The 26,711-nt window shown below is 67.0% G+C and carries 19 protein-coding genes; 15 read left to right on the top strand and 4 right to left on the bottom strand.

The genetic code is table 11. The features are described 5' to 3' along the window. Positions 1-26 precede the first annotated feature (26 nt). The 4 genes from RAM80_RS02250 (at position 27) to RAM80_RS02235 (ending at position 5,520) form a co-directional block, all read left to right on the top strand. Positions 27-1,331, top strand: coding sequence for a Rieske 2Fe-2S domain-containing protein (locus RAM80_RS02250; protein ID WP_416424608.1), 1,305 nt, complete (start codon positions 27-29; stop codon positions 1,329-1,331). Positions 1,332-1,406: 75 nt separating this feature from the next. Further along, positions 1,407-2,390 (top strand): ABC transporter substrate-binding protein, encoded by a 984-nt coding sequence (locus RAM80_RS02245; RefSeq protein WP_416427400.1) that lies wholly within the window; start codon positions 1,407-1,409, stop codon positions 2,388-2,390. Positions 2,391-2,473: 83 nt separating this feature from the next. Beyond that, the gene (locus RAM80_RS02240) at positions 2,474-3,814 is read left to right on the top strand and encodes an OprD family porin (protein ID WP_416424607.1); all 1,341 of its coding nucleotides are present in this window, start codon (positions 2,474-2,476) and stop codon (positions 3,812-3,814) included. Positions 3,815-4,167: 353 nt separating this feature from the next. Then, positions 4,168-5,520 carry a carbohydrate porin gene (locus RAM80_RS02235; RefSeq protein WP_416424606.1) on the top strand — a complete coding sequence of 451 codons (1,353 nt, stop codon included), beginning with the start codon at positions 4,168-4,170 and terminating at the stop codon, positions 5,518-5,520. A gap of 10 nt (positions 5,521-5,530) precedes the next feature. Here the strand turns inward: RAM80_RS02235 and RAM80_RS02230 are convergent, their stop codons facing one another. Continuing rightward, positions 5,531-6,808: an MFS transporter gene (locus tag RAM80_RS02230; RefSeq protein ID WP_416424605.1), complete on the bottom strand. Its 1,278-nt coding sequence runs from the start codon at positions 6,806-6,808 to the stop codon at positions 5,531-5,533. Positions 6,809-6,936: 128 nt separating this feature from the next. Here RAM80_RS02230 and RAM80_RS02225 point away from each other — a divergent pair, with 128 nt between their 5' ends. Continuing rightward, on the top strand, positions 6,937-7,323 hold the full coding sequence (locus tag RAM80_RS02225; protein ID WP_416424604.1) for a hypothetical protein: 387 nt from the start codon (positions 6,937-6,939) through the stop codon (positions 7,321-7,323). Positions 7,324-7,769: 446 nt separating this feature from the next. Here the strand turns inward: RAM80_RS02225 and RAM80_RS02220 are convergent, their stop codons facing one another. Beyond that, positions 7,770-9,506, bottom strand: coding sequence for an FAD-dependent oxidoreductase (locus RAM80_RS02220; RefSeq protein ID WP_416424603.1), 1,737 nt, complete (start codon positions 9,504-9,506; stop codon positions 7,770-7,772). Between the two features lie 190 nt (positions 9,507-9,696). Between RAM80_RS02220 and RAM80_RS02215 the strand changes: the two genes are divergently transcribed. The 10 genes from RAM80_RS02215 (at position 9,697) to bcsC (ending at position 24,698) form a co-directional block, all read left to right on the top strand. Next, positions 9,697-10,512, top strand: coding sequence for a sugar phosphate isomerase/epimerase family protein (locus RAM80_RS02215; protein ID WP_416424602.1), 816 nt, complete (start codon positions 9,697-9,699; stop codon positions 10,510-10,512). A gap of 423 nt (positions 10,513-10,935) precedes the next feature. Then, positions 10,936-12,501 carry a BcsE family c-di-GMP-binding protein gene (locus RAM80_RS02210; protein WP_416424601.1) on the top strand — a complete coding sequence of 522 codons (1,566 nt, stop codon included), beginning with the start codon at positions 10,936-10,938 and terminating at the stop codon, positions 12,499-12,501. Further along, positions 12,498-12,689 (top strand): cellulose biosynthesis protein BcsF, encoded by a 192-nt coding sequence (bcsF, locus tag RAM80_RS02205; RefSeq protein WP_416424600.1) that lies wholly within the window; start codon positions 12,498-12,500, stop codon positions 12,687-12,689. The genes RAM80_RS02210 and bcsF overlap by 4 nt, the downstream gene beginning before the upstream one ends. Then, the gene (gene bcsG / locus RAM80_RS02200) at positions 12,676-14,301 is read left to right on the top strand and encodes a cellulose biosynthesis protein BcsG (RefSeq protein ID WP_416424599.1); all 1,626 of its coding nucleotides are present in this window, start codon (positions 12,676-12,678) and stop codon (positions 14,299-14,301) included. The genes bcsF and bcsG overlap by 14 nt, the downstream gene beginning before the upstream one ends. Beyond that, positions 14,271-14,513, top strand: a complete 243-nt coding sequence (gene bcsR, locus RAM80_RS02195; RefSeq protein WP_416424598.1) for a cellulose biosynthesis protein BcsR — start codon at positions 14,271-14,273, stop codon at positions 14,511-14,513. The genes bcsG and bcsR overlap by 31 nt, the downstream gene beginning before the upstream one ends. Further along, the gene (bcsQ, locus tag RAM80_RS02190; protein WP_416424597.1) at positions 14,510-15,232 is read left to right on the top strand and encodes a cellulose biosynthesis protein BcsQ; all 723 of its coding nucleotides are present in this window, start codon (positions 14,510-14,512) and stop codon (positions 15,230-15,232) included. Before bcsR ends, bcsQ begins: the two co-directional genes overlap by 4 nt. Continuing rightward, a complete protein-coding gene (gene bcsA / locus RAM80_RS02185) occupies positions 15,229-17,823 on the top strand; it encodes a UDP-forming cellulose synthase catalytic subunit (RefSeq protein ID WP_416424596.1) in 2,595 nt (864 codons plus the stop codon). Before bcsQ ends, bcsA begins: the two co-directional genes overlap by 4 nt. After that, on the top strand, positions 17,820-20,114 hold the full coding sequence (gene bcsB / locus RAM80_RS02180; protein ID WP_416424595.1) for a cellulose biosynthesis cyclic di-GMP-binding regulatory protein BcsB: 2,295 nt from the start codon (positions 17,820-17,822) through the stop codon (positions 20,112-20,114). Before bcsA ends, bcsB begins: the two co-directional genes overlap by 4 nt. 4 nt (positions 20,115-20,118) lie before the next feature. Beyond that, entirely contained in the window at positions 20,119-21,234 is a 1,116-nt protein-coding gene (gene bcsZ / locus RAM80_RS02175) for a cellulose synthase complex periplasmic endoglucanase BcsZ (protein ID WP_416424594.1), read from the top strand. Beyond that, positions 21,222-24,698 carry a cellulose synthase complex outer membrane protein BcsC gene (gene bcsC / locus RAM80_RS02170; RefSeq protein WP_416424593.1) on the top strand — a complete coding sequence of 1,159 codons (3,477 nt, stop codon included), beginning with the start codon at positions 21,222-21,224 and terminating at the stop codon, positions 24,696-24,698. Before bcsZ ends, bcsC begins: the two co-directional genes overlap by 13 nt. Before the next feature lie 13 nt (positions 24,699-24,711). On the opposite strand, the gene RAM80_RS02165 is transcribed toward bcsC, so the two are convergent. Both RAM80_RS02165 and RAM80_RS02160 read right to left on the bottom strand, forming a co-directional pair. Continuing rightward, entirely contained in the window at positions 24,712-25,125 is a 414-nt protein-coding gene (locus RAM80_RS02165; RefSeq protein ID WP_416424592.1) for a hypothetical protein, read from the bottom strand. 97 nt (positions 25,126-25,222) lie between these two features. Next, on the bottom strand, positions 25,223-26,638 hold the full coding sequence (locus RAM80_RS02160) for a hypothetical protein (protein WP_416424591.1): 1,416 nt from the start codon (positions 26,636-26,638) through the stop codon (positions 25,223-25,225). Positions 26,639-26,711 lie beyond the last annotated feature (73 nt).

The raw sequence follows: 26,711 nt of genomic DNA, 5'->3' as shown, positions 1-26,711 counted from the left end.
CTGCACACACCTGATGAGGCATTCCCATGCTCAGTGAAGAAAAGAACAAGACCCTGACCCAGGTCGGCCCGGGCACCCCCATGGGCGACTACCTGCGCCGCTACTGGCAACCCATCGCCGGCGAAAGCGAGTTCGACGACAAGGCCATCAAGACCCTGACCCTGATGGGCGAGGACCTGGTGCTGTACAAGGACCTGAGCGGCACCTACGGCCTGATGGACCGCCGCTGCCCGCACCGCAACGCCGACATGTCCTACGGCTACGTGGAGCAGACTGGCCTGCGCTGCAGCTACCACGGCTGGCAGTTCGACCAGGGCGGCGGCTGTCTGCACCAGCCCTACGAGGACACCTGCGACCCCAGCGGGCGCATGCGCAACAAGACCAGAATCAAGGCCTACCCGGTGGTGGCCAAGGCCGGCCTGCTGTGGGCCTACCTAGGCCCGGCGCCGGCCCCGCAGCTGCCGGACTGGGAACTGTTCAACTACAAGAACGGTTTTGCCCAGGTCGTCTGCGCCGAGATCCCGTGCAACTGGTTCCAGTGCCAGGAAAACTCCATCGACCCGGTGCACTTTGAATGGACCCACAACAACTGGACCCTGCGCCAGCAGAGCGATGAAGTCGACTACGTGCCCACCCACCTGCAACTGGCCTTCGACGAATTCGAGCACGGTTTCGTCTACCGCCGCCTGCGCGAGGGCGAAGCCCAGGACGACGTGATGTGGAACGTCGGCCGCGTGACCCTGTGGCCCAACGGCTTTTACCTGGGCCACCACTTCGAATGGCGCGTGCCTATCGATGACTACCGCACCCTCAGCATCCTGTGGGTGTTCAGCCGCGTGCCCAGCGAACAGGAACCCTACGTGCAGGACAAGATCCCCACCTGGTACGGGCCCATCAAGGACCCGGTCACCGGCCGCTGGATCACCAGCCACGTGGCCAACCAGGACTTCGTGGTGTGGGTGGGGCAGGGCGAGGTCACCGACCGCACTCGCGAACACCTGGGCCAGAGCGACCGCGGCATCGTGATGATGCGCCGGCGCTTCTTCGAGGAACTGGACGCGCTGCGCGAAGACCCCACGCACGTGCCCAAGGGCTTGATCCTCGACCCCGAGCAGAACCGCGACGTGTTCCTGCCCTCGGCCTGCCGCGACGAACTGATTCAGGGCCTGCCCCGCGAGCAGCTGGCCGCGCACCCGCTGCTGGGGCCATACCTCAAGGACTTCTTTGGCCAGGCCGGCCAGCCGCCGCACGTGCGCGCCGCCTATGAAGCGGCGGTGGGGCAGGCCATGCAAGGTGCGGAATTCTTTGTCGTGCACGGCAGCCGTCGCTAGCGACCGCAGGTTCCCGGGCCGTCCCCGGGAACCCTCCAACCTCCTCAACCAAAGGTGTACTTCATGAAGCGTCTGATGCGTTGGTGGCTGTCTGCGTTATTTATATTCCCTGTGCTCTTGCCCATGGCCCAGGCCGAGGTGCAGGACGTCACCTTCCTGATGCCCGCGCCGCCGAACCTGCCCGGTTTCGCGCCATGGATCATCGCCCAACAGAAGGGCTACTACGCCCAGCTTGGCCTGCGGGTCAACTGGGTGACCGCCAAGGGCGGCGTCGACGTGGCCAAGCAGGTAGGCGCCGGCAACGCCCTGTTCGGCGCTGCCAGTGGGGACGTGCCAATCGTGGTGCGCGCCCACGGCGTGCCAGTGCGCAACGTGGCGGTGCTGGGCACCCACGGCTACACCCTGCTGGCCACCGATGCCGGGCAGCACATCGGCGCCATCGAGCAGCTGCGCGGCAAGACGGTCACAGTGATGTCCTATTCCGACTCGCTGTACTACGCCTTGCTGGCGTCGCTGCGCAAGGCCGGCATCAACAAGGACGAGGTCAATATCCAGGCCGCAGGGCCGGCGGGGGTGTGGCAGTTGCTGGCCGAAGGCAAGGCCGATGCCATGGCCGGCTCGCCCGACTGGGTGGTAAACGCCGAGGAGGCCGGGCGCACGCTGCAGCTGATACCCCAGGCGCAGATGTTCGACGGCATGGCCCAGTCGATCCTGGCCTCCGATGACGCCATCGCCCACCACCCCGAGCTGGTACAGAAGATGGTCACCGCCACCTTGATGGGCCTGCGCGACATTCTCCAGGACCCGGCCCAGGCGGCGAAAACCTTCGCCGCAGCGGTGCCGGCGTACCAGGGCAAGGAGCACAAGGTCGAGCAGATCCTGGCGCTGTACACCCAGTACGTCTACGGCCACCAGCAGCAGCTCGGCGAGATCGAGCCTGCGCGGGTCGCCCAGGCGGTGGATTTCTTCAGCAGCGAAGGCATCGTCAAGGCCACGCTGCCCACCGATGACTATTTCACCAACCGCTTCATCGGGGCGCTGCCAACGCAACAGCCCTGAGTGTCACCGCGTTCTCCATTCAAACCGGATCAAATCAATTATTGGGCCTGCGGCGCGCCGCAGGCCAGGCAGAGGTGTGGGCGATGGCTTTATTCAAGTGGACGATGGTGGCCGTGGGCATGGGCTTGGTAAACACCCCCGCGGTGATGGGTGCGGCGTTTGTCAGCGACCAGGCAGCAGCCAAGGGTTTTGTCGAGGATGGCTCGCTGAACCTGCTGTTGCGCAACTATTACTGGAACCGTGACAACCAGAATGGCGCCCCCGACGCCCGCGACTGGACCCAAGGCGTGCAGGGGGTGTTCACCTCAGGGTTCACCCAGGGCACGGTAGGGGTAGGGGTGGACGCGTTCGGCTACCTGGGCCTGAAGCTGTGGGCGCCGGACAAATACGCGGTGCCGGGGTACACCTCGGGCAACCTCACCGAGGGCGCCGACGGGCAGCCTGATGACAGCTACGGCAAGGCCGGTGCGGCGCTGAAGCTGCGGGTGTCGAAAACCCTGCTGAAAATCGGCGACATGCAGCCCGCCACCAGCCCGGTGTTCGCCGTGGGCGGCAGCCGCCTGACGCCCGTCACCGCCAGTGGCATCCAGCTGATGAGCAGCGAAATCACCAACCTGGACCTCGAGGCCGGGCATTTCTACTCGGCCACCAGCCAGGACCAGACCAACCGCAACGGCAGCCTGTGGGCCGCATACGCCAACCGGCCGTCCAACGCCATGGACTTTGCCGGCGGCCGCTATGCCCTGGCTGACACACCGTGGAGCCTGGGGCTGTACGGCGGCCGCCTGCAGGATATCTGGGACCAGTACTACGGCAACCTCAACTACACCCGGGCACTATCGGACAGCCAGGCGCTGGCGCTGGATGTCAACTACTACTCCACCCGCGACCAAGGCGCGGCCAAGGCTGGCACGATCGACAACAACACCTTCTCCATCGCCGCCGGCTACACTTTCGCCTCCGCCCACACCCTGACCTTGAGTTTCCAGAAGGTCAACGGCGATACACCATTCGACTACGTGGGCACCGGCGACGACAACAAGCCCGGCGATTCCTGTTTCATCGCCAACTCGGTGCAATATTCCGACTTCAATGGCCCGGGGGAAAAGTCCTGGAAGTTGCAATATGACCTGAACATGGCGGCCTTCGGCCTGCCGGGGCTGACCTTGATGACGCGCTATGTCTACGGCTACGACATCGACGGCACGCACCTGTCTCCGTCCAGTGCCTACTACGGCATGTATGGCGCCGACGAGCGCCACCATGAAACCAACATCGAGGCCAAGTACGTGATTCAGTCCGGGCCGGCGCGGGATTTGTCCATCCGCGTGCGCCAGGCCTGGCACAGCGCCACGGCGGGCGATCCGGACGGCGATGCCAACGAGTTCCGGCTGGTGCTGGACTACCCCATCCAGGTGTTCTGACCCCCGGCAACTGTCCTGAAACGGCGTCGTCTGCATCGCGACTAAAGTCGGCTCCTACGCCGTCCGTGGTAGGAGCCGGCCTTGGCCGCGATGCAGGCGACGCGATAGACGAGGTACACGCGTGCCCGTAGCAGCGGCCGCAGGCCGCGTCCGCGATCATCACGCATCTTTCATTTTTTTATCAGTTCATTGACGGCTCTTTTACATCTTTTTGATGTCTGTAAGTGGTTGCAATTCAATTGCTTACCACACGATGAAAGTTAGTTTAGTTTGCTTAACTAACACTACATGGGTGAGTTAGATTCGCATTCGCAACGTGCGCAACGACACGTCATCTTGAACGGATTTCCAGCATGCCTCGATTCAACAAGAACTCGCTTGCCCGCCCATCAACCCTGCTGTTCACCCTTGCCGCCACCTGCACCTGGAGCCTCGGCGCCCACGCCGACGGGGCCTTCGGCGCCGACTCGCAATGGATGACCGGCGACTGGGGCGGCACCCGCACGGCGCTGCTCAACAAGGGCATCGACATCCAGATGGCCTACCTGGGCGAGGCGGCCAGCAACGTGCACGGCGGCTATAACCACGGCCACGCCACCCGTTACGCCGACCAGTTCACCCTGGGCGCGGCCATCGACCTGCAGAAGCTGCTGGGCTGGCAGGACGCGCAGTTCATGGTGCAGCTGTCCAACACCAACGGCAGCAGCCTCAACGACGACCGCATCAGCGACCCGCGCGCCGGCAGCCTGTCGGCGGTGCAGGAAATTTCCGGCAACGGCAGCACCACGCGCCTGGCCGAACTGTGGTTCAGCAAGGGCTTCCTCGACAACGCCCTGAACATCAAGGCCGGTCGCTTCTCGTTCGGCGACGACTTCGCCGTGGAAGACTGCCTGTTCCAGAACCTGGCGTTCTGTGGTTCGCAGCCGGGCAACTACGTCGACAGCATTACCCAGGGCCCGGTCAGCACCTGGGCGGCGCGGGTCAAGTACAAGCTCAATGACCAGGTCTACGCCCAGGTGGGGGTGTTCGACGTCAACGATTCCTACGGCGACAACGGCAACGGCTTCAAGCTCAACGGCGCCGGCACCACGGGGGCGATGATCCCGGTGGAAGTGGTGTGGACGCCGACCCGGGGCCAGTTGCCCGGCGAGTACCGAGTCGGCTACTACTACAGCACCGCCAAGGCCAGCGACCTGTACAAGGACGCCAACGACCAGCCGGCCGCGCTGACCGGTGACGACTACCGCCGCGACGACAGCCAGCATGGCTGGTGGCTGACCGGCAAGCAGCAGCTGACCACGGTAAACGGCGACGCCGCCCGTGGCCTGGTGCTGTACGGCAACGTCAGCGCCTTCGACGCCGCCACCACGGCGGTGGACAGCTACCAGAAGCTGGCGCTGGTGTTCAAAGGCCCGTTCGACGCGCGGCCCAACGACACCCTGGGCCTGGGCGTGGCCCGCCTGCACGCCAGCGAGCAGTTCCTGCGCAACGCCAAGGCGGCCAACCTGGCCAGCGGCGCAAGCTATGCGGACGCCGACTTCGTGCCCCTGCAACACACCGAGTACGACGTGGAGCTGAACTACGGCGTGCAGGTGACGCCGTGGTTGAACGTGCGGCCCAACCTGCAGTACGTGGTCAACCCCGGTGGCGTGCGCCAGGTGCAGAACGCCGTAGTCGCCGGCCTGCAGGTGCAGTCCACGTTCTGACCGCGTAGCGTCAGGCCGCCCGGGCGTCTGCCTCGGCGGCCTCGGTGGCTTCGTCCATGGCCGCTTGCAGGTCTTCGGTCACCCGCAGCTCCACGCCGGTGGGCGACATCTGCGCGGCCGCGGCGAAGGGCGCGGCGCTCTCTGGCGCGGCGCGGCGGGTGCGGCGCCAGGCGAAGTACACCACCATCACCAGGTTCAGCAGGGCGAAGGCCCAGAACAGGCCGTTGTCGCCCATCTTGGCCATCAGCTGCCCGACGGTCATGGGGCTGAGCGCCGAGCCGATCGAGTTGATCAGCAGCAGGCCCTGGATCATCGGCACCACGGCGCCGGCCGGCGCGCGGTCGGCGGAATGGCTGACCGCCACTGGGTAGATGGCGAAAATCCCCCCACCCAGCAGGAACAGCGCCCCGCCCAGCAGCAGGCTGGACGCCGGCAACGCCATGATCGCCAGGGACAGCACCAGGCAGGCGGCGCACAGCACCATCAGCACCCACTGGCGGTCCTGGCGGTCGGACCAGCGGCCCACCGGGTACTGCAACAGCATGGCGCCGAGGATCACGCAGGCCATCATCTGCCCTACCTGGCTCAGGTCCATGCCGCGGTGCTGCAGGTACAGCGGCAGCAGGGTATAGACCGCGGCGATGGCAACCCCCGAGCCAAAGCAGCCCATCACCCCGGTAGGGGTCACCCGCAGCAACTGCCGCGGGCTCAGCGCTTCGACGCGCTCCACCAGCGGCGTGACGCGGGGGATCATCACCACCGGCATCACCGACAGCGACGCCAGCATGCCGGTGATCAGGAACGGCGCGCTGTCGCCCAGGCCGGACACCAGGCCGATGGCCGCCTGGCCGAACATGCCCGAGCCGTACAGGGCAATCATGTACACCGCCAGCACCCGGCCACGGGCCTTGGGGTCGGAGGCCAGCAGCAGCCAGCTCTCGATCACCAGGTACACGCCCACGCAGGCCCAGCCGTTGATCAGGCGCAGCACGAACCAGGCCGTGGTGTCGTTGCCCAGGCCTTGCAGCAGCACGGTGGCGGCGATCATCGAGGCGAAGCAGCTGTAGGCGCGGATGTGGCCGATGCGCAGGATCAGCCGGTCATTGAAGAACGAGCCCAGTGCCAGGCCGATGAAATAAGCCGACGACACCAGGCCGATCTGCAGGGCGGACGCACCGGCGGCGTCCAGGCGCAGCGTGGTGATGGACGACATCAGGCCATTGCCCATGCTGACGATGAACAGCCCGAGCAGGGGCGCCAGCGCCATGGCCAGTAATTGTGGAGACATTGAAACCTCGGAAGTGAACCTGCAAATGCGCCGCAAAGGCCTTGGAACAGGGCCGCCAGGGAATGCGGCGCGCAGATTTTATGCATTTTCCGCGGTTTGGCTAGTGCCGTCCGGCGCAGGGGTTAAAGGTGGCGATTTTGGTGGGGCAGCCAAGCTGGGGAAACACGGTTGCTGTTGCCGTTGATTTGGCTTGTTATCTTGATCTGGCTTTTGATCTGGCTTTTGATCTGGCTTTTGATCTGGCTTTTGATCTGGCTTTTGATCTGGCTTTTGATCTGGCTTTTGATCTTGATTGTGTGCCCCGTAAAGCGCCCGGGCCGACTGGAGGCGTCGATCAACGGGCTGCCCGAAGGGCCGAGGCCGCAGGCCGAAGAGACGGTAACCCGCAGGCTTCTATAGCGGGTGCCGTCTGCCCGTTGAGCGGCGCCGGAAGGAGGGGACCCGTAGCGCAGCGGAGGGCCCAAGCAGGGGCAAGCCTTTTTTGCTTACTTTTTGTGGCGTTTGACAAAAAGTGAGCCGCCGTAAGGGCGGAAAGGTGAAGTGGCATCACCCTGAATGCTGGATATTCATAGGGCTTTCGAATCCCGCTTCGGCGATTTCGAACATATCCATTTTCGTGGCGCGACCACCGACCGTTTCGCCCTTACGGCGACTCACTTTTTGGCAGTCGCCCCAAAAAGTAAGCAAAAAGGGCTCGCCCCTGCTTGGGCCCTTCGCTGCGCTACGGGTACCCTCCCTCCGGCGCCGATCAACGGGCAGACGGCACCCGCTAACAAAGCGGGCGGGATACCGTCTCTTCGGCCTGCGGCCTCGGCCCTTCGGGCAGCCCGTTGATCGACGCCTCCGGTCGGCCCTGGCGCTTAACGGGGCCTGAGATCAAGATCAAGATCAAGATCAAGAGCCAGATCAAAAGCGAGATCAAGATCAAGATCAAGATCAAGATCACAAGCTTGATCTGGCGCTACGCGTTCGCCTCATACGCCGTCACCCCCGCCGCATGCCGCCCGGCAATATACCCAAAGGTCAACGCCGGCCCCAGGTTGATGCCACCCGAAGGGTAGAAACCACCCATCACACTGGCCATGTCGGTACCCACCGCATACAACCCACTGATCGGCGCCCCTGCCTGGTCGAGCACCTGGGCGTCGCCGTTGGTCTTGAGCCCGGCAAAGGTGCCGAAGCTGCCCGGCCGCACCTTCACCGCATAGAACGGCCCGGTCTCGATGGGCGCCACGCACGGGTTGCCGTCGGTGATCAGCGGGTCGCCCATCTTGCGGTTGTAGGCGGTGGAGCCGCGGCCGAACTCCGGGTCTTCACCGCGGCGGGCGTGTTCGTTGAACTGCCTGACCGTCTGCGCCAGCGCATCGCCGTCGATGCCGCACTGGGCGGCCAGGGCGTGCAGGGTGTCGGCGCGCTGCAGGTAGCCACTGCGCACCGCCGGGCCCACCGGCAGCGGGAACGGGCGCGAGTAGCCCAGGCCGAAACGGCGCTGGAAGCGGTGGTCGCAGATCAGCCACGAGGCCACTTCCTCGCCGGCCGGGGCGCCGGCGACCATGGCGGCGGTGTAGTCATAATAGCCGTCGGCCTCGTTGCAGAAACGCTTGCCGGTGGACAGCACGCCGATGATGCCCGGCTTGCCGCGCTCGATGATGTGCGGGAAGTGCCCGACCGTGCCGTCGCGGTGCCGCACCTGGGACACCGGCGCCCAGGCGGCAGGGGAGGCGACGCTGGTGTCGAGCACGCCGCCGGCCGCTTCGCCCAGGCTGATGCCGTCCCCGGCGCAGGCCAGCGGCGGCAGCGCCAGGTGCTCGGCGCCGGTGGGGGTGCGCGGGAACAGCGCCTTGCGCCGGGCCAGGTCGTTGGGGAAGCCGCCGGCCGCCAGGACCACGCCCTTGCTGGCGCGGATGGTCATGGGGCCCTGCGGGGTGTCGACCCGCGCGCCCAGCACCTTGCCGTCCTCGCGCAGGAGTTCGCGCGCCGGGGCCGATTCGATCAGCAGCACGCCCAGGTCTTCGGCCGACTTGGCCAGGCGGCCTGCCAGGGCCACGCCGTTGACCAGGTGCATGGCCCGGCCGTGCAGCGCCAGGTCGCGCAGGTGGGCGATGAAGCGCTTGCTCACGTGCAGGAATGACTTCAGCGAACGGGTCATGGTCAGGAAGGCGCCCAGGTCGGCGCCGGCCATGATCGGCATGCCCAGGAACGAGGTCTCGCGCATGGTCTTGCGCATGCGCTTGATCAGCTTGCCCATCTGCCGGGCGTTGTACGGCGCGGCGATCACCTGGTGGCCCTGGGTGGCGGCGCCCGCCACGTGGCCGTGCACGTCGGGAATGCCGTTGCCGTCCACCCACTGCAGCGAGGTGTGCTGCTCGAAGAACGCCACCATGTGCGGGGCGTTGTCGAGGAAGGCGTCCACGCGGGCGGCGTCGTAGCGCTCGCCCAACTCGTGCTTGAGGTAGGTGCGCGGTTGCTGCGGGTCTTCGTGAATGCCGGCACGCTTGGCCAGCGGGTTGCCCGGCACCCACGCCCAGCCGCCGGACCAGGCCGTGGCGCCGCCAAAGGCCTCGTGCTTTTCCACCACCACCACGCGCAAGCCGTGCCAGGCGGCGGTTACAGCGGCGGCCAGGCCCGAGGCGCCGGAGCCGATGACCAGCAGATCGCAGTCGATGTGGCGGGAGTGAGGGGGCAGGGGTGCGGTCATGAGTGGATACCTGGAGGCCGGGACGAATTATTTTGGAACAGGGTTCCATTTATGATTGCCATTGTCAACGGTGCTCGGGCGCTGGCCAAAACGCCTCCCGCCCAGTGGCCTAAAGTCGACTTGCATAAAACTGGAACTGGGTTCTAAATATGCCAATTGGTCCGTCACCCATGCCGAACGAGTGTCTTTCATGAGCGAACAGATTTTTTCCCTGGCAGCCCTGACCGTGCTGGAGCTGTCCCCACCCGAGATGGTCGAGGTGGCCGCCCGCGCCGGCTACAGCCACGTGGGCCTGCGCCTGGAACCCGCCACCCCGCAGGAATACCACTACCCGCTGGTGGCCGACCTCGGCCTGCGCCGGCAGACGGTCAAGGCCCTGACCGACACCGGAATAAAGGTACTGGACATCGAGATCCTGCGGCTGAAACCGGCCACCCATGTGCCTGACTTCGAGATCTTCCTGGAGGTGGGCGCCGAATTCGGCGCCAGCGAACTGCTGGTGGCCGGCAATGACCCGGACGAGGCGCGCCTGACCGACAACTTCGCCCAACTGTGCGACCTGGCGCGGCCCTACGGCATCTACCCGCACCTGGAGTTCATGCCCTGGACCGACGCGCCGGACCTGGCCAAGGCGCTGCGCATCGTCGACAACGCCGGCCGCGACAACGGCTGCGTGCTGGTGGACGCCTTCCACTTCAATCGCTCGCGCTCGTCCCTGGCGCAACTGGCCGCGGCCGTGCAGGCCAGCCCGCAGCGCTTTCGCTATGCGCAGATGTGCGACGTGGCAGGCCCGGTGCCCGACAGCATGGACGAGATCCTGCGCCAGGCGCGCAACGAGCGGCGTTTCCCCGGTGACGGTGACTGCGACCTGCACGGCCTGCTCCAGGCCTTGCCGCGCCAGGTGCCCATCAGTATCGAGGCGCCGACGCAACAGGTGCCGGCGCTGAACGGTTTCGAGCGCGCCGAGGCGGGGTTGCGCAAGATGCGCCAGGTGCTCGGCGGCTGACCGCCAGCCGCTGCCGGGCGCTCGTCGCCTGGCACCGGCAGGGTGTTTCTGTAGCGCGTTGTTATCCGTGGCGATAACGTTTTTTGTCATTGTATTCAATGCGATACAATAAAACTGGCGTTGAGCCATCTATTTTTTTGCATATCGTCTCTATCTAATTGACTGCACTTTTCCGCACGCCAATAATGGCGCCCCATTGCCGAGGAACAAGAGAGTCCGGCAATGATTGAGCACGGCAAGCCACTTGTCCGCGGCTCTATCTCGCATTGATACGCCCCCCGCCCCAAGCCCTTGGGGATTCGGCCCGCAGTGCAATCACCTGTTTTCTCTGTCGCCTGACCGTCCCCGCTCCTGTGCGGGCGATTGTGCATGCCGCGGAAAATGACTCCCTCTTTAAATTGCACGCGGGGTTTGCCCGCGCGCGTGGCTGTTGAGTGCGGGGAACATTTGAGTCAAGTCAGCTTAGCTATCGGTCATCTGCGCGATGAACAAATGGTGTTGCGCCAGGGCGGCCTGTATTGGATCGCCGCCGACCAGGCCGGCGACGCTGCGGCTCTGGCCAGCCAGTGCCTGGCGGCCATGCCCCCGCAGGCACGGGGGACGCTGGCCTGCTGTGGCCACCAGAGCCAGGCGCTGGCCGCCACCCTGGCCGCCGACGCCGGGCCGGGCGAGCTGGCGCTGTTCGATATCGACGAAGGTGACATCGGCCTGGCGCTGAAGGCGCTGGTGGGTGAGCTGACCCGCACGGTCAAGGCGCCGGGCAGCGTCATTGTGCTGATGCTGCCGGCCAGCGCCTGGCTGAGCGACATCGCCCCCGGCCTGCGCCACTGGTGCGAAACCCTGGGCCAGTGGCTGGCGCGGCGCCAATCGACCCTGCTGGTGATCAGCCACGGCCAGGCGCCGCAGCTGCACGAGCGCCTGCTGCGGCTGAACGAAACCCTGTCGGGCCTGGCGCAGCTGTACCGCCGCGACGGTGGCATCCGCTACCAGTTGCACTATTGGCACAGCGCGCTGGGCGTGTGCAGCGGCCAGGAGCTGGAACTGGAGCTGGGCGAGCAGGGCTTTGCCTTGTCGGCCAGCGAGCAGGCCAGCCCGCAACTGACCCACACCGACGACCAGCGCATCTACCTGACCCAGCGCTCGGTGCTGGAAGGCTCGCCGGCGCTGTCGGACCAGTGGCGCCTGTTCGAAGACCGCGACGACCTGCTGCTGCAGGCGCGCCAGGCGCGCGCCGCCAGCGTCATCGTCGCCATCGACAGCAACCAGGAGGTCGAAGGCCTGGCCCGGCAACTGCACGCCCTGCGCGAGCGGTGCGGCAGCAGCCTGAAGATCATCGTGCGCGAGATCGAACCCTGCCTGCGCTACCGCGACGAACGCCTGCTGGTGTCCTGCGGTGCCAACATCACCGTGCCCTACGGCACCACCCTGGCGTACTTCTTCAGCATCATCGACAGCGTGCAGGGGCAGACCTGGCGGCACAGCCGCAACACCGACTTCCAGTCGCTGTTCGAGCGCCTGCGGCCGCCGGCCGAGCGCGGCCTGATGATGCCCTCGGAGTTCCTGGCCACGGTCACGCGCATCTACGGCGGCGCCGCCGGCGAGATCAGCCACCAGTTGCTCAAGCTCACCCCGCGCGGTGGCCTGGACATCGAGCAGTACCTGAACCAGATCAGCCTGCGCCGCTTCGGCGACATCGCCTGCGTGGTCGACGGTGACTTCTACCTGTTCCTGTTCGCCTGCCGCGCCGACGGCCTGGAACCGGCCCTGGGCAACATCTGCCGGCTGGCCTGGCGCGACCTGTTCAGCGCCTTCCAGATTCTGCCGGGGGTGGACGCCTTGCCCCAGGCCACCTTCCTCAGCGCCGCGGAACTGCCGGCCACCTTCCACCTGGCCGAGGAACGCACCGCCGGCAGCTCGGCGGCCGTCGCCGAGCGGGGTGCCTACGCGCCCAAACGCACCACGCTGCCCCTTACGGACGCCTGCTTATGAGTTATTTCGAGCTGATCCAGGTCATTGCCCTGAGCAGCCTGCTGACCCTGGCCCTGGTGGTCGCCCTGACGCGTTTCGGTCGCCACCTGGCCGCCATCGTCCAGGCCGTGCTGCCGGCCCGTTATTTGAAATCCCGTGGCGTGCGTCGCCGCGCCCCTGCCAAGAGCGAGCCCCATGAGCCAGTTTGAAGTCATCCCCCAACGGCGCGTGCGCAGCTGGTCGGGCCTGGGCCTGTGGAACCTGTATTTCATCATCAAGTTCGCCCTGGTGTGGACCGGCTACCTGAACTTCCAGGTGCTGCCCAACGTGGTGTTCGCCGCCGCCTTGCTGCTGCCGCTGCGCCACCGCCACCTGCGCCTGCTGCGCACCGTCATTGCCATTCCGGTGGGCGTGGCGCTGCTCTACCAGGACACCTGGCTGCCGCCGTTCAGCCGCCTGCTGGCCCAGCCCGGCGTGCTCGACTTCACCGGCGCCTACCTGCTGGACCTGGTGTCGCGCTTCATTGACCTGAACCTGTGCGCCTTGCTCTGCGTGCTGGTGGTGGTCTACGCCTTCGTGCGCCACTGGCTGCGCCTGACCACCGTCAGCGTGCTGGGCCTGGCCTGGCTGGCCAGCGCCAACGTGCTGGCCATGCACCCCAGCGCCGCCCCGGCCCAGGCCGCAGCGCCCGGCGCGCCCGCCATGGCCAGCGCCGGCGAGCCGGACAACGCCACCCTGGAAAACTACCTGCAGAAGTTCTACAGCACCGAGGCCACCCGCCAGGTCGAGTTCAAACCCTCGACCTCGCCGGCGCAGCCGTTCGACCTGCTGCTGATCAACATCTGCTCCATGGCCTGGGACGACCTGGAAACCGTGGGCCTGCGCGACAACACGCTGTTCCAGCAGATGGACGTGGTGTTCGACAACTTCAACTCGGCCACCTCCTACAGCGGCCCGGCGGCCATCCGCCTGCTGCGCGCCTCGTGCGGCCAGACCCCGCACAGCAAGCTCTACGGCACCGCGCCCGAGCAGTGCCTGCTGATGGACGACCTGAAGAAGCTGGGCTTCGCCGACGAAGTCATGCTCAACCACACCGGCCAGTTCGAAGGCTTCCTCGACGAGGTGCGCTCCCAGGGCGCGCTGCCGCCACCGGCCATCAGCACCAGCAACCTGCCACGGGCGCTGGTGGGCTTCGACGGCACGCCGATCCTGCGTGATGGGCAGGTGCTGTCCAGTTGGTGGAAACACCGCATGGACGAGAAGGGCGACCGCGTGGCGCTGTTCTACAACACCACCACCCTGCACGACGGCAACCGCGCCCTGACCGCCGACGGCGGCACCAAGAGCGCCGACTACAAGCCGCGCGCCCAGGGCCTGATCGACGACCTCAACGGCTTCATCGCCCAGCTGCAGGCCAGCGGCCGCCGCGTGGTGGTGGTGATCGTGCCCGAGCACGGCGCCGCGCTGCACGGCGACCGCATGCAGATTTCCGGCATGCGCGAGATCCCCAGCCCGTCCATCACCCACGTGCCGGTGGGCATCAAGCTGGTGAACATGGGCAGCACCTCGGCCACCGCGCCGATCCACGTCACCGCGCCCAGCAGCTTCCTGGCCCTGTCGGAAATCATCAGCCGGCTGTACACCGCCCAGCCCCAGGGCGAAGGCCTGGCGCCGAGCTGGCAGGCGCTGTTGACCGACCTGCCGCAAACCGCGGCGGTCTCCGAGAACGCTGGCACCGTGGTCGTCGACTACGCCGGCAAACCCTACGTTCGCATCAAGGAGAAAGGCCAGTGGCTGCCGTACCCTCAGCGCTTCAAGTAAAGGCCAACGTGCAGTCGCGGGCCGCCCGCGCCGACGACATCGCCCGCCTCAAGCAGGAACTTGAACTGCCGGAGCTGGACTACGTCGACATTTCTGCCCAGCTGGAGCTGCAGAAAGCCCTGCACCGCTGGCCGCTGCTGGCGGAAATGGAGCGCCTGCAACCGCGGGTGCTGCCGCCTGCGCGCAAATCCGAACTGGAGCTGCTGTCGTGACCGCCCTGAGCCTGCGTGGCCTGCGCGGTGGCGTCGGCAGCACTTCCTTGCTGGCCGCCACCGGCCAGGCCCTGCACAGCTTGGGTGAGCGCGTGCTGCTGGTGGACATGTGCCCCGAGAACCTGTTGCGCCTGCACTTCAACGTCGGCGTCAACGAGCGCGCCGGCTGGGCCCGGGCCATGGTCGACGGCCTGGACTGGAACACCCAGGCCTGGACCGTGGAGCCGGGCCTGAGCCTGCTGCCCTATGGCCGCCTGAAATGGGCCGAGCAGGACCAGGTGGAACAGCGCCTGCGCCACGAACCCGAGCTGTGGCGCCGGCGCCAGGCGGCGCTGGCCGCGCAGTTCGACTGGATTCTGTTCGACGTGCCGCTGCGCCTGCCGGGCCACGCCCGCGTCGGCCCGTGCGCCATGCGCCTGCTGGTGGTGGAAGCGGATGCCGCCTGCCAGGTGCTGCTGCAACAGCAGGAAGAAGAGGGTGAGCAGCTGCTGATCAACCGCTTCGACCCGGCCAGCCAGTTGCAACGCGACCTGCTGCTGATCTGGCGCAAGCAGTTCGGCGAGCGCCTGCTGCCGCTCAACATTCACCAGGACGAAGCCATGCGCGAAGCCCTGGCGTTCAAGAAACCGGTAGGCGCCTACGCCGAGGCCAGCCTGGCGGCCCAGGACGTGCAGAGCCTGGCCACCTGGTGCCTGACCCGTCGCCTGGAGACCCTATGATCGCCCAGGTGTTTCCCTACACCCGGCTGCGCCAGCGCCACGACTGCGCGCCGCCCATCGCCCTGTTGCTGGCCAGCCTCTGTGCCCTGGCCTGGTTGTGCCTGCGCCTGGAGTCGGCGCAGTGGCGCGCCGTGCTCGAGCACCCGCGGCGCTGGTACCCGCAGGTGGCCGGCAAGGCGCCGAGCCTGGGCGACCCGCTGCGCTACGCGGTGCAGAGCCTGTGGCTGCTGCTGGTCAAGCCGGCGCCGGCGCGCACCTGGTCGCTGCGCACCCCGCAGTGGCTCAAGGCCCTGGGCAGCCTGTACCTGCGCCTGTGGGCGAGGGTAGGGGCGGCCCTGGAAGAATTGCCCCAGCGCGCCGAAAGCAGCGTGCAGATCCGCCAGGGCAGCCATTGGTGGAAAGGCCTGGACCGCCGCCGCCAGCGCCTGTTCAACGGGGTCATCGCCAGCGTGGCGTTCCTGCTGACCCTGCTGTGCATCACCGAGCCGTTCAGCTACCTCGCCCAGCTGGTGTTCGTCCTGCTGCTGTGGGGCCTGGCCATGCTGGTGCGCAAGGTGCCGGGGCGCTTCCCGACCCTGCTGATGGTGGTGTTGTCGGTGATCGTCTCGTGCCGCTACCTGTGGTGGCGCTACACCTCGACGCTGAACTGGAACCAGCCGCTGGACCTGGTGTGCGGCTCGATCCTGCTGGTGGCCGAGACCTATTCCTGGGTGGTGCTGATCCTGGGTTACATCCAGACCTGCTGGCCGCTGGACCGCAAGCCCAAGCCGCTGCCGCGCGACCTGAGCCTGTGGCCCAGCGTCGACCTGCTGATCCCCACCTACAACGAGGACCTGTCCATCGTCCGCGGCACCGTGTACGCGGCGCTGGGCCTGGACTGGCCGGCGGAGAAGCTGAACATCTATATCCTCGACGACGGCAAGCGCGAGAGCTTCCGCCAGTTCGCCGCCGAAGTGGGCGTGGGCTACATCGCCCGCACCGACAACCGCCACGCCAAGGCCGGCAACCTCAACCATGCGCTGACCCTGATCGACAGCGAACTGGTGGCGATTTTCGACTGCGACCACGTGCCCGTGCGCTCGTTCCTGCAGCTGACCACCGGCGGCTTCCTCAGCGACCCGAAACTGGCACTGGTGCAGACCCCGCACCATTTCCTCTCGCCCGACCCGTTCGAGCGCAACCTCGACGTGTTCCGCCAGCGCCCCAACGAGGGCGAGCTGTTCTACGGCCTGGTGCAGGACGGCAACGACATGTGGAACGCGGCGTTCTTCTGCGGCTCGTGCGCCGTGCTGCGGCGCACGGCCATCGACGCCATCGGCGGCTTCGCCGTGGAAACCGTGACCGAGGACGCCCACACCGCGCTGCGCCTGCACCGCAACGGCTGGAACTCGGCCTACATCAAGATCCCCCAGGCCGCGGGCCTGGCCACCGAGAGCCTGTCGGCGCACATCGGCCAGCGCATCCGCTGGGCCCGGGGCATGGCGCAGATCTTCCGCACCGACAACCCGTTGCTGGGGCGCGGCCTGACGATCTTCCAGCGCATCTGCTACGCCAACGCCATGATCCACTTCCTGGCCGGCCTGCCGCGCCTGGTGTTCCTCACCGCGCCGCTGGCGTTCCTGTTCCTACACGCCTACATCATCTACGCCCCGGCGGTGATGATCCTGCTGTACGTGCTGCCGCACATGATCCACGCCAGCCTGACCAACTCGCGCATGCAAGGCGCCTACCGGCAGACGTTCTGGGGCGAGGTGTACGAGACGGTGCTGGCCTGGTACATCGCCCGGCCCACCACCGTGGCGCTGTTCAACCCCAAGAAGGGCAAGTTCAACGTTACCGCCAAGGGCGGCCTGATGGAGCACAACCAGTTCGACTGGAAGATCGCCCAGCCGTACCTGCTGCTGGCGCTGCTGAACATCGCCGGCCTGGGCTTCGCCGTGTGGCGCCTGCTGTGCGGGCCGGCCACCGAGATCGTCACCGTGCTGGTGAGCAGCCTGTGGGTGGTCTACAACCTGCTGATCGTCGGCGCCGCCGTGGCCGTGGCCGCGGAAGTGCGCCAGGTGCGCCAGACCCACCGCGTGCAGGTGCAACTGCCGGCCGCGCTGCGCCTGGACAGCGGCCACTGCTACCCGGGCATGCTGCAGGACTATTCCGACGGCGGCGCGGGCATCGAGCTCGACACCACCCTGGCGCTGCCGGTAGGCGGGCGCGTGTCGCTGTTGATGAAGCGCGGCAACCGCGAGTTCCTGTTCCCCGGCTTCGTCAGCCGCAGCCACAAGACCTTCGTGGGCATCAGCTTCAACAGCCTCAGCGCCCAGCAGAAGATCGACTTCGTGCAATGCACCTTCGCCCGTGCCGACGCCTGGCTGAACTGGGGCGACAACTTCGCCCCGGACCGCCCGCTGCACAGCTTCGTCGACATTCTCAAGCTGGGCGGCACCGGCTACTACCGCCTCTACGAATACCTGCCCGCCTGGGTACGCCACATCGCCGGGCCGCCGCTGCGCCTGCTGCGCTGGCTGGCCAGTTTCCTGCCGCGCATGCCCGCGGCCGCACCTCTTTCCACTTCTCGACCAGTGAGCGCAAAATGAGCCGCTTCTTCAACAAAACCATCGTTGCCAGCCTGGCGCTGCTGGCCGTCGCCTGTGCCCAGGCCGCCGCCCCCGTCACCGCCCCGGCGCCTGCCGCGGCCCCGGCGGCTGTCCCGGCCATTCCCAACTGGAGCAGCGCCCACAGCTTTGAGCAGCTGGGCCGCGCCAGCGACAGCCTGTTGCTGGGCATCCACACCAGCGACCAGGTGGAATTCAGCCTGCGCCGCGACCGCATCGCCAGCGACGCCAGGCTGCAACTGTCGTACACCCCGTCGCCGTCGCTGCTGCCCCAGGTCTCGCACCTGCGCGTGTACCTCAATGACGTGCTGATGAGCGTGGTGCCGATCGAGAAGGACCAGCTGGGCAAGAAGGTCACCCAGACCGTGGCCCTGGACCCGCACCTGATTGCCGACTACAACCGCGTGCGCCTGGAGTTCGTCGGCCACTACACCGACATCTGCGAAGACCCGGCCAACAGCACCCTGTGGCTGAACGTGGGCCGCGACAGCCAGATCCAGCTGCAGGAACAGGCCTTGAGCCTGAAGAATGACCTGGCGTACTTCCCCATGCCGTTCTTCGACCCGCGTGGCCAGGACAAACCGTCGATCAACCTGGTGTTCGCCAACGCGCCGACCCTGGGCGAGGAGCGCGCGGCCGGCATCCTGGCCTCGTACTTCGGCAGCCAGGCTGGCTGGCGCGGCACCCAGTTCCCGGTGCTGTTCGACCAACTGCCGGCGCTGGACGAGCAACACCGCGCCAAGCCGGCGATCGTCTTCGCCACCAACGACCACCGCCCGGCGTTCCTCGCCGACCTGCAGCGCTTCCCGGCCGTGGACGCGCCCGTGGTGCAGATGATCGACAACCCCCAGGACCCCTACAGCAAGGTGCTGCTGGTGCTGGGCCGCAACGACGACGACCTGGCCCACGCCGCCCGCGCCCTGGCCCTGGGCGGCGACCTGTTCCGCGGCTCGCGGGTAACCGTGGACAAGGTGCAGCAGCTCAAGCCGCGCGTGCCCTATGACGCGCCGAACTGGATGCGCACCGACCGCCCGGTGCGCTTCGCCGAGCTGATCAAGTACCCCGAGCAACTGCAGGCCAACGGCTTGCAGCCGCGCTCCATTACCGTGGACGTGAACCTGCCGCCGGACCTGTTCGTGTGGCGCAACCAGGGCATCCCCCTGCAGACCAAGTTCCGCTACACGCCGCCGGCGGTCAACGACGCCTCGCGCCTGACCATCAGCCTCAACAACCAGTTCATCACCAGCCTGGCGCTGCAGAGCAAGAGCAACAGCCAGCTGGAGCAACTGCGCCTGGCGGTGCTGTCCAACGAATCGGCCAACGTCACTGACAAGCTGCTGGTGCCGGCGCTGAAGATCGGCGACCGCAACACCCTGCGCTTCGACTTCAATTTCGCCACCACCTTCGCCAGCGCCCAGCGCGACCACTGCCAGACCTCGTTGCCGGTGAACAACCAGGCGGTGATCGACGAAGAGTCGACCATCGACCTGTCCGGCTACTACCACTACATCGCCATGCCCGACCTGCGCGCCTTCACCCGCGGCGGCTTCCCGTTCAGCCGCATGGCCGACCTGTCGCAGACCCTGGTGATGGTGCCCAGCCACGGCAGCGCCGTGCAGCTGAGCACGCTGTTCGAGGCCATCGCCGGTATTTCCGCGCGCTCGGGCCTGCCGGCCTTCGGCCTGCGCCTGTCCGATGACTGGAACGACGCCAAGGCCGACACCGATTTGCTGGTGTTCGGCGCCCTGGCCGCCAACGTCGGCAACGGCGACGACGCCAACCTGGTGCTGTCCAAGACCCGCGACTGGCTGCTGACCCCGGCCAACGAAGACAGCGGCAAGTCGGCCCGCGCCGGCCAGTTCAGCGACGCCCGCGACCTGGGCGCCAACCGTGTCGAGGTCAGCGCCCAGGCGCCGATCGCCGCCATCGTCGGCCTGCAGTCGCCGTACCACGAACAGCGCAGCATCGTTGCCCTGCTGGCCAGCGATGACGCCGACTATCAACTGCTGCGCGACACCCTCGCCGACAGCGGCAAGATGGAAGCGGTGGCCGGCTCCGTGGCGCTGATCCGCAGCAGCGGCGTGAGCAGCAGCTGGGTAGGGCAGCAGTACTTCGTCGGCCACCTGCCGTGGTGGCTGCTGCTGTGGTACCAGCTGTCCGAGCACCCGATCCTGCTGGCGGCCATGGCCACCCTCAGCGTGCTGCTGACCGCCTTCCTGCTGTGGCGTGGCCTGCGCTGGATGGCGCGTCGCCGCCTGGCTGGCCAGGAGTAAGCCGGTGAAAGCCATCGCCGCCCTGGCCCTGGCCGGATTCCTGCTGGCCCCCGGCGCTGCCAGCGCCGGGGCCTGCGCCTGGCCGGCCTGGGAGCAGTACCGGCAGGCCATGCTCAGCCCGGATGGCCGGGTGATCGACCATTCCAGCGCGCAGCTGGTCAGCACCTCGGAAGGGCAGAGCTACGGCCTGTTCTTCGCCCTGCTGGGCAACGACCCGGCCAGCTTCGCCAAGGTGCTGCGCTGGACCCAGGACAACCTCGCCGGCGGCGACCTCAACCGCCAGCTGCCGGCCTGGCAGTGGGGCCGGGACAAGGACGGCCAGTGGCGCGTGCTCGACGCCAACAACGCCTCGGACGCCGACCTGTGGATCGCCTACAGCCTGCTCGAAGCCGGGCGCCTGTGGCACCGCGACGACTACCAGGTGCTGGGCCGCAACCTGCTGTGGCGCACCGCCGCCCAGAGCCTGCGCACGCTGCCGGGCCTGGGCCTGATGCTGCTGCCCGGCACCGTGGGCTTCGACAGCGCCGACGGCTGGCGCCTGAACGCCAGCTACCTGCCGCCGCAGCTGCTGGCGCGGTTTGCCGCCGAGGCGCCGATCTGGGCCGAGCTGGCCAGTAATACCCAGCGCCTGCTGCTGGAAGGCTCGCCCAAGGGCCTGGTGCCCGACTGGCAGCTGTGGAAGGCCGGCCAGGGCTGGGGCGTCGATGGCCAGAAAGGCGCGGTGGGCAGCTACGACGCCATCCGCGTGTACCTGTGGGCCGGCATGCTGGCCAACGACGCACCGGGGCGGGCGTCGCTGCTCGAACACTTGCAGCCCATGGCCCAGCTCACCGCGGCCCAGGGCTTCGTGCCGGAACGGGTCGACAGCGCCACCGGCACCGCCAGTGGCACCGGCCCGGTGGGTTTCAGCGCCGCCTTGCTGCCGCTGCTGGCCGCCAGCCCGGCCCAGGCCGCGGTCCTGGCTACCCAGCGCCAGCGCCTGGAGCAACAGCCGCCGTTGGCGGACGCTTACTACAACCAGTCGCTGGCGCTGTTCGGCCAGGGTTGGGACCAACAACGCTATCGCTTTGACAAAGACGGACACCTCGTGCCGAACTGGACTGCCGCATGCAAAAAATGACGGGTTTGGGGCTGCTGCTCAGTAGCGTCTACGGGGTCGCCCTGGCCCAACCGCTGAGCCCGCCTGACCAGCAGCAGTGGTTGCTGGAGCAGATCCGCCTGGGCGAGGCGCTGTACCGCGAAGACCTGGTGCACGACTCCCTGGCACGCCTGGAACTGATCGCCCCGGACAACCCCCAGGTGCAGGTGGCCGAGGTGCGCCAGGCGCTGCTCAACAAGGACCAGGCCGGCGCCGAGCGCCTGGTGGCGCGGCTGCGCCAGCAGATCCCCGGCACCGCGGCGCTGCACCGTGCCGAGAACCTGCTCAAGCTGCAAAGCAGCGACGGCCAGAAAGACCTGCAGCAGGCGCGCCTGCTGGCCACCGCCGGCCGTTACGAAGACGCCGAGCAGGCCTACCTGCAGCTGTTCGGCAACGACATGCCGGACTTTGCCATCACCCTGGAATTCCTCACCGTGCGCGCGGGCATCAAGCCCCAGCGCGCCACGGTCATCGACCAGCTGCGCGAGCTGGATCGCCAGTACCCCGGCAACGCCGGCCTGCGCCAGACCCTGGTGGGCCTGCTGTTCGCCGAGAAGCGCGACGCCGAGGCGCTGGCGGTGCTGCACCAGCTGGGCGGCGACCCGAACGCTGCGGCCAATGCCGCCGAGCGCGAGTACAACTACCTGCTCAAGCAGCCGGTGGGCCACGACACCGCCCAGGCCTGGCAGACCTTCCTCGACGTCTACCCGGACACCACCTACCGCGCCGACGCCATCAAGCAATTGCACGACCAGCAGCACCTGCTGGCCGACCCGGCCTGGCAGGCCGGGGTGCGTGGCAAGGCGCTGCTCGACGCCGGCAACAACCCGGCAGCCGAGGCGCAGCTGCGCATCGCCCTCAAGCGCTACCCCCAGGACTCGAGCCTGCTGGGCTCGCTGGGCGTGGCGCTGATGCGCCAGAGCAAGCACGAAGGCGCCTACAACGCCTTCGTCAAGGCCTCGGCCATCGAGCAGGACACCTACTGGATGACCAAGTGGCAGGACCTCAAGGTGGCCAACTACCAGTGGATGCTGCTGCAAAAGGGCGACGAGGCCCTGGACCGCAAGCAGTACCCGCAGGCCAAGCGCTTCTACCAGCAGGCGCGCCAGGCCCAGCCCAAGGATGCCGCGCCCCTGATCGGCCTGTCGTACGTGGCCCGGGGCGAGGCCGACGACATCAGCGCCGAGGCGCTGCTGTTGCAGGCGCGCAAACTTGACCCCAGCAACGCCAGCGTGGTGCGCGGCCTGGTGCGCCTGTACCAGTCGCAGTCGCCGGAAAAGGCCGAGCAGTACCTGGACAGCCTGACGCCCCGCGAACAGCAGGAATTCCTCAGCGTGCGCCGTGGCCTGGCCCTGGACCGCCTCAACGCCCAGGCCGACGACGCCACCCGCCGCGGTGACTGGGCGCAAGTCGCCCGGACGCTGGCCCAGGCCCGCGACCTGGACCCCGACAACCCCTGGCTGGTGTACCGCCTGGCCAACGCCCAGCGCACCCTGGGCCAGGCGGCCCAGGCGGACAACAGCTTCAGCCTGCTGTTGCAGCGCCAGGGCCAGAACCCCGAGGCGCGCTACGCCCACGGCCTGTACCTGGCCGACGCCGACCGCGACGGCGACGCCATGGGCAGCCTGCAGCAGATTCCGCGCGCGGCCTGGAGCGACAACATGCAGCAGCTGTGGGCGCGCCTGCAACGCCGCCAGCTGCTGGCCAAGGCCGAGGCCCTGCGCACCGCCGGGCACGAAAGCCAGGCCGAGGCGCTGCTGTTGCGTGCGCCCACCACCGATGACTACCTGACCCTGGCCGACTGGGCGCAGCAGCGCAACGACCTGGGCCAGGCCGAAGGCCGTTACCGCAAGGTGTTGGCCAGCGAGCCGAAGAACCCCGACGCGCAACTGGGCCTGGCCGAGGTGCTGATCGCCCGTGGCCAGCCCCAGGCCGCCAAGGCCGAGCTAGCCGCTGTGGTGGCGCCGGTGCCGGTGACGGTCTCGTTCCAGCGCCGCCTGGCCAACGCCTGGGCGGCAGTGGGCGACAAGGCCCGCGCCAACCAGCTGTTCGCCGAGCTGCTCAAAAGCCGGCCGGCCGACCCGCTGGCCTACCGCGATGCCGCGCGCCTGCTGTCCCGCGACGAGCCGCAGCGGGCGCTGGACTACTACGCCCAGAGCATGGCCGCGGCCCAGCTGATCAGCCCGCAGCAGGCGGCGCCGCGCGACAACGTCGCCATGACCGCGGCCAGCCGCGCCAAGGACAGCGACGAGTGGCTGCCGCGCAGCATCCGCAGCGACGTCGACGCGCTGTACCAGAAGCAGAACCCCACGGTGAACCTGTACCACGACTTCGCCTGGCGCACCGACAACAGCGCCTCCGGCGTGTCCGACCTGAGCACCCAGACCACCATCCTGCGCATCGACGCGCCGGTGGCCCAGGGCCAGGGGTTCGTGCAGGCTGAACAGGTGCAGCTGGACGTCAGCAGCTTCGCCAGCAACGACCAGTTCGGCCTGTGCGCGGTGGTGCAGGGCGGCTGCGCCAAGGGCGCGCAAAGCGTTAACGGCACCATGCTGGGCGTGGGTTGGCACGACGACACCTGGGCCTTTGACCTTGGCCATACGCCGCAGGAATTCACCGTCTCCAACTGGGTGGGTGGGGTGACCTACAGCGGCGACTGGGACAGCATCGGCTACCGCCTGACCGCCTCGCGCCGGCCGTTGAGCAACTCGCTGGTGTCCTACGCGGGCGCCACCGATCCCGTCACCGGCACCAAGTTCGGCGGCGTCACCGCCAACGGTTTCACCCTGGGCCTGAGCCACGACGAAGGCGGCAAGGACGGCGTGTGGGCGAGCCTGAGCAGCCATTGGCTGGTGGGCGAGAACGTCGAGAACAACCAGCGCCGCAGCGCCATGGGCGGCTACTACTACCGCCTGGTGGAGCGCGCCGACGAGCGCGTGCGCACCGGCCTGACCCTGATGTACATGGGCTACGACAAGGACCTGAGCGAGTCGACGCTGGGGCAGGGCGGCTACTACAGCCCGCAGCAGTACTATTCGGTGAGCGTGCCGGTGAACTTCGCCTGGCGCGACGCCAACTGGTCGGCGTTCCTGGAAAGCTCGGTGGGCTGGTCGTTCGCCAAGATCGACAGCAGCGACCTGTACCCCAAGGCCAGCAGCGCCAGCGACCTGGAGAACCTGTTGGCGCAGTCGGGCCATACCTTGGTGGATGACCCGACGCTGACGAAGGCCGGCAGTAGCAGCAATGGCGTCAACTTCCGCGTGCAGGGCCTGCTGGAGCGGCGCCTGTCGGACAACCTGGTGCTGGGTGGCGGCATCACCTGGCAGCACAGCGAGGGCTATGCCCCCAGCCGTGCGTTGTTGTACCTGCGCTACAGCTTCGACCCCTGGCAGGGCAACCTGCCGCTGCCGGTGGAGCCGATCTCGCCGTACGCCGACATGCGCTGAGCCCTGCGGGGCATCAGCTACCGGGTGAGCAGTTCAACGGCCCTTCGTTCGTCGCCAGCACCTCGGTGTGGCGGCGAAGCTGGAGGAACACCTTGCGGCCCAGGCGGTCCTCGTGAATGTTGTAGACCTCGTCATCCTTGAAGTTGGCGTACTGCAAGGTCGCGAAGCAGTACTGCATCTTGCCGTTGGTGTCCTGGCGCTGCACCACCACGACCAGGTCGTGGGAGCCGGCCTTCACCTTGAACGACTTGCCGTCCTCGGTGTTCTTGCCATCGAGTTTCTGCCCGACGATTTCGTCGGGGTTGTCGTGGCTGAAGCGCACCACCGAAAAGTCCGGGCCGGGCGGTGGCGGCGGTGCGGCGCAGGCTGCCAGCAACAACGCGAGTGCGGGGAGCGCCGTTTTCAGGGCGATAGAGGTGCTTGGCATGTGGTTTTCCTTTCTGGCAGGGGCACGGGTGTAGCGTAGCCTGTGGTGGGGCGGTTTGCAGCCATCGCCACGTCGCCACGGACGGCGGCATGATTGACTACCTGGTAGGCAGGTCCGCACCACTCATGCCGTGCACGCCAGCCACATGGCCGGTGAAGCCCTGGGGGCTCAAGTAGTTCAACCCAACGACCAGGCGTCGTGACGCAGCTTGCTGGATGAGCGAATAAGGCGCGATGGTGCTTATATTGTCCTGGTCCACGTAGGCAAGGCCCTCCACACCGAAGCTCGGGTCCAGGGCTCCATCAATGGAATAGCGTCCGAGCACGAACGACTCTCCACCATGAACGTTAGGCGCCGCGCCCAACGTCACCAGCAAACTGGAGGAGTCGAGGATCGCTGCCAGCCAACCACCACCCGGTACGGTATGGCCCAGGCTGGTGAGGACTGGGTTTCCCTGGTTGAAGTCGATATCTGGCTGGCCCTCTTGGCTAAGCCGGTACACCAGGCCCAGATTATCGCTCGTCGAGTTCTCTGACCGCGTACGGCCCACGGCCAAGGGCTTGCCGTCCGGGGTAATGACCAACCCATGCAGTTCTGTGTGCAGGCCTATTGCCTGGAACGCCGCATAGCCGCCGTCACCGAAGGAGCGGTCCGGTGTACCGTCGTCGTTCAGGCTTGCAAACAGGCCGTGTTCCCCATTCGCCATGCTGGCACTTCCCGCCAGCAAGATCCGTGCGCGGGGGAGTACGGCCATGGCACTGATGCGCGTGGGGGAACCGGAGTGCTGGATGTGGGCAAAGCCGGTGCCGTTGAAAGCAGGGTCCAGGTTGCCCTCGAGGTCAAGGCGGAACACCCGGCTGACAAACGAGGCCGCCTGCGTCAACGATTGGAAAGTGGCACTGACATAAGTGTATTGGTCGTCACAGAAGAGCGCAGCGGAGCCCTGGGTATAGGCATGGCCCGCGACATCGAGGCGTCGATGCCCCTGGTCGGCGAACCCGGGGTCGAGGAGGCCATCGGCGCTGAAACGGCTGACCCAGAGTGTAACGGGCACGCCAAACTCCACTTGCGGAGGAAAGGCGCTACCCACCAACACAATTTTTTCCTGACCGCCATGGGCTTGAGTGCGTACCGCTTCGCCTTGGGCGTTTCTCTCAGAGGGATATTCCCCCAGGATAAAGCCGCTGTTTCCGCCAAAGGAAGTTTCCAATGCCCCGTCGGGCCGGAACTTGCACAGGGCGTATTTGGCGATGAGTCGTTCGCTGGCATGCGCGGCCACAAAAAAATGTTCACCGGCCGCCAAGCACAGGCCACCTGTCATCCTGTCCTGGTCAGCAAAGGCCGGCAGCACGCTTCTGCCATTGTCACCAAACTCAAGGTCCAGTTCGCCAGGGTGAGCAAGGTTGCTATGATTAATCGACATGATTGTGCACTCGTTTGGGGAAAAGCCGGACGATATGCCGGTTACCCAGGCGGCGATACTGTCAGAACTTACAGGTGCAGTGCTGTTCATCAGGCAACGTATCCACCCTGACATGCAATGGCGGTGCGCGGCACCGCCAGGGTGGCGCACACTCCACCTACCG

This window comes from Pseudomonas sp. App30, assembly GCF_047947025.1.
In the GTDB taxonomy this organism is placed as follows: domain Bacteria; phylum Pseudomonadota; class Gammaproteobacteria; order Pseudomonadales; family Pseudomonadaceae; genus Aquipseudomonas.
This window is presented reverse-complemented; position numbering and strand designations above follow the sequence as displayed.

What these genes read in the sequence shown, in the direction of transcription:
- RAM80_RS02250 (WP_416424608.1), top strand. Translation starts at nt 27, where the DNA reads ATGCTCAGTGAAGAAAAGAACAAGACCCTGACCCAGGTCGGCCCGGGC.
- RAM80_RS02245 (WP_416427400.1), top strand. Translation starts at nt 1,407, where the DNA reads ATGCGTTGGTGGCTGTCTGCGTTATTTATATTCCCTGTGCTCTTGCCC.
- RAM80_RS02240 (WP_416424607.1), top strand. Translation starts at nt 2,474, where the DNA reads ATGGCTTTATTCAAGTGGACGATGGTGGCCGTGGGCATGGGCTTGGTA.
- RAM80_RS02235 (WP_416424606.1), top strand. Translation starts at nt 4,168, where the DNA reads ATGCCTCGATTCAACAAGAACTCGCTTGCCCGCCCATCAACCCTGCTG.
- RAM80_RS02230 (WP_416424605.1), bottom strand. Translation starts at nt 6,808, where the DNA reads ATGTCTCCACAATTACTGGCCATGGCGCTGGCGCCCCTGCTCGGGCTG.
- RAM80_RS02220 (WP_416424603.1), bottom strand. Translation starts at nt 9,506, where the DNA reads ATGACCGCACCCCTGCCCCCTCACTCCCGCCACATCGACTGCGATCTG.
- RAM80_RS02215 (WP_416424602.1), top strand. Translation starts at nt 9,697, where the DNA reads ATGAGCGAACAGATTTTTTCCCTGGCAGCCCTGACCGTGCTGGAGCTG.
- bcsF (WP_416424600.1), top strand. Translation starts at nt 12,498, where the DNA reads ATGAGTTATTTCGAGCTGATCCAGGTCATTGCCCTGAGCAGCCTGCTG.
- bcsG (WP_416424599.1), top strand. Translation starts at nt 12,676, where the DNA reads ATGAGCCAGTTTGAAGTCATCCCCCAACGGCGCGTGCGCAGCTGGTCG.
- bcsA (WP_416424596.1), top strand. Translation starts at nt 15,229, where the DNA reads ATGATCGCCCAGGTGTTTCCCTACACCCGGCTGCGCCAGCGCCACGAC.
- bcsB (WP_416424595.1), top strand. Translation starts at nt 17,820, where the DNA reads ATGAGCCGCTTCTTCAACAAAACCATCGTTGCCAGCCTGGCGCTGCTG.
- bcsC (WP_416424593.1), top strand. Translation starts at nt 21,222, where the DNA reads ATGCAAAAAATGACGGGTTTGGGGCTGCTGCTCAGTAGCGTCTACGGG.
- RAM80_RS02165 (WP_416424592.1), bottom strand. Translation starts at nt 25,125, where the DNA reads ATGCCAAGCACCTCTATCGCCCTGAAAACGGCGCTCCCCGCACTCGCG.
- RAM80_RS02160 (WP_416424591.1), bottom strand. Translation starts at nt 26,638, where the DNA reads ATGAACAGCACTGCACCTGTAAGTTCTGACAGTATCGCCGCCTGGGTA.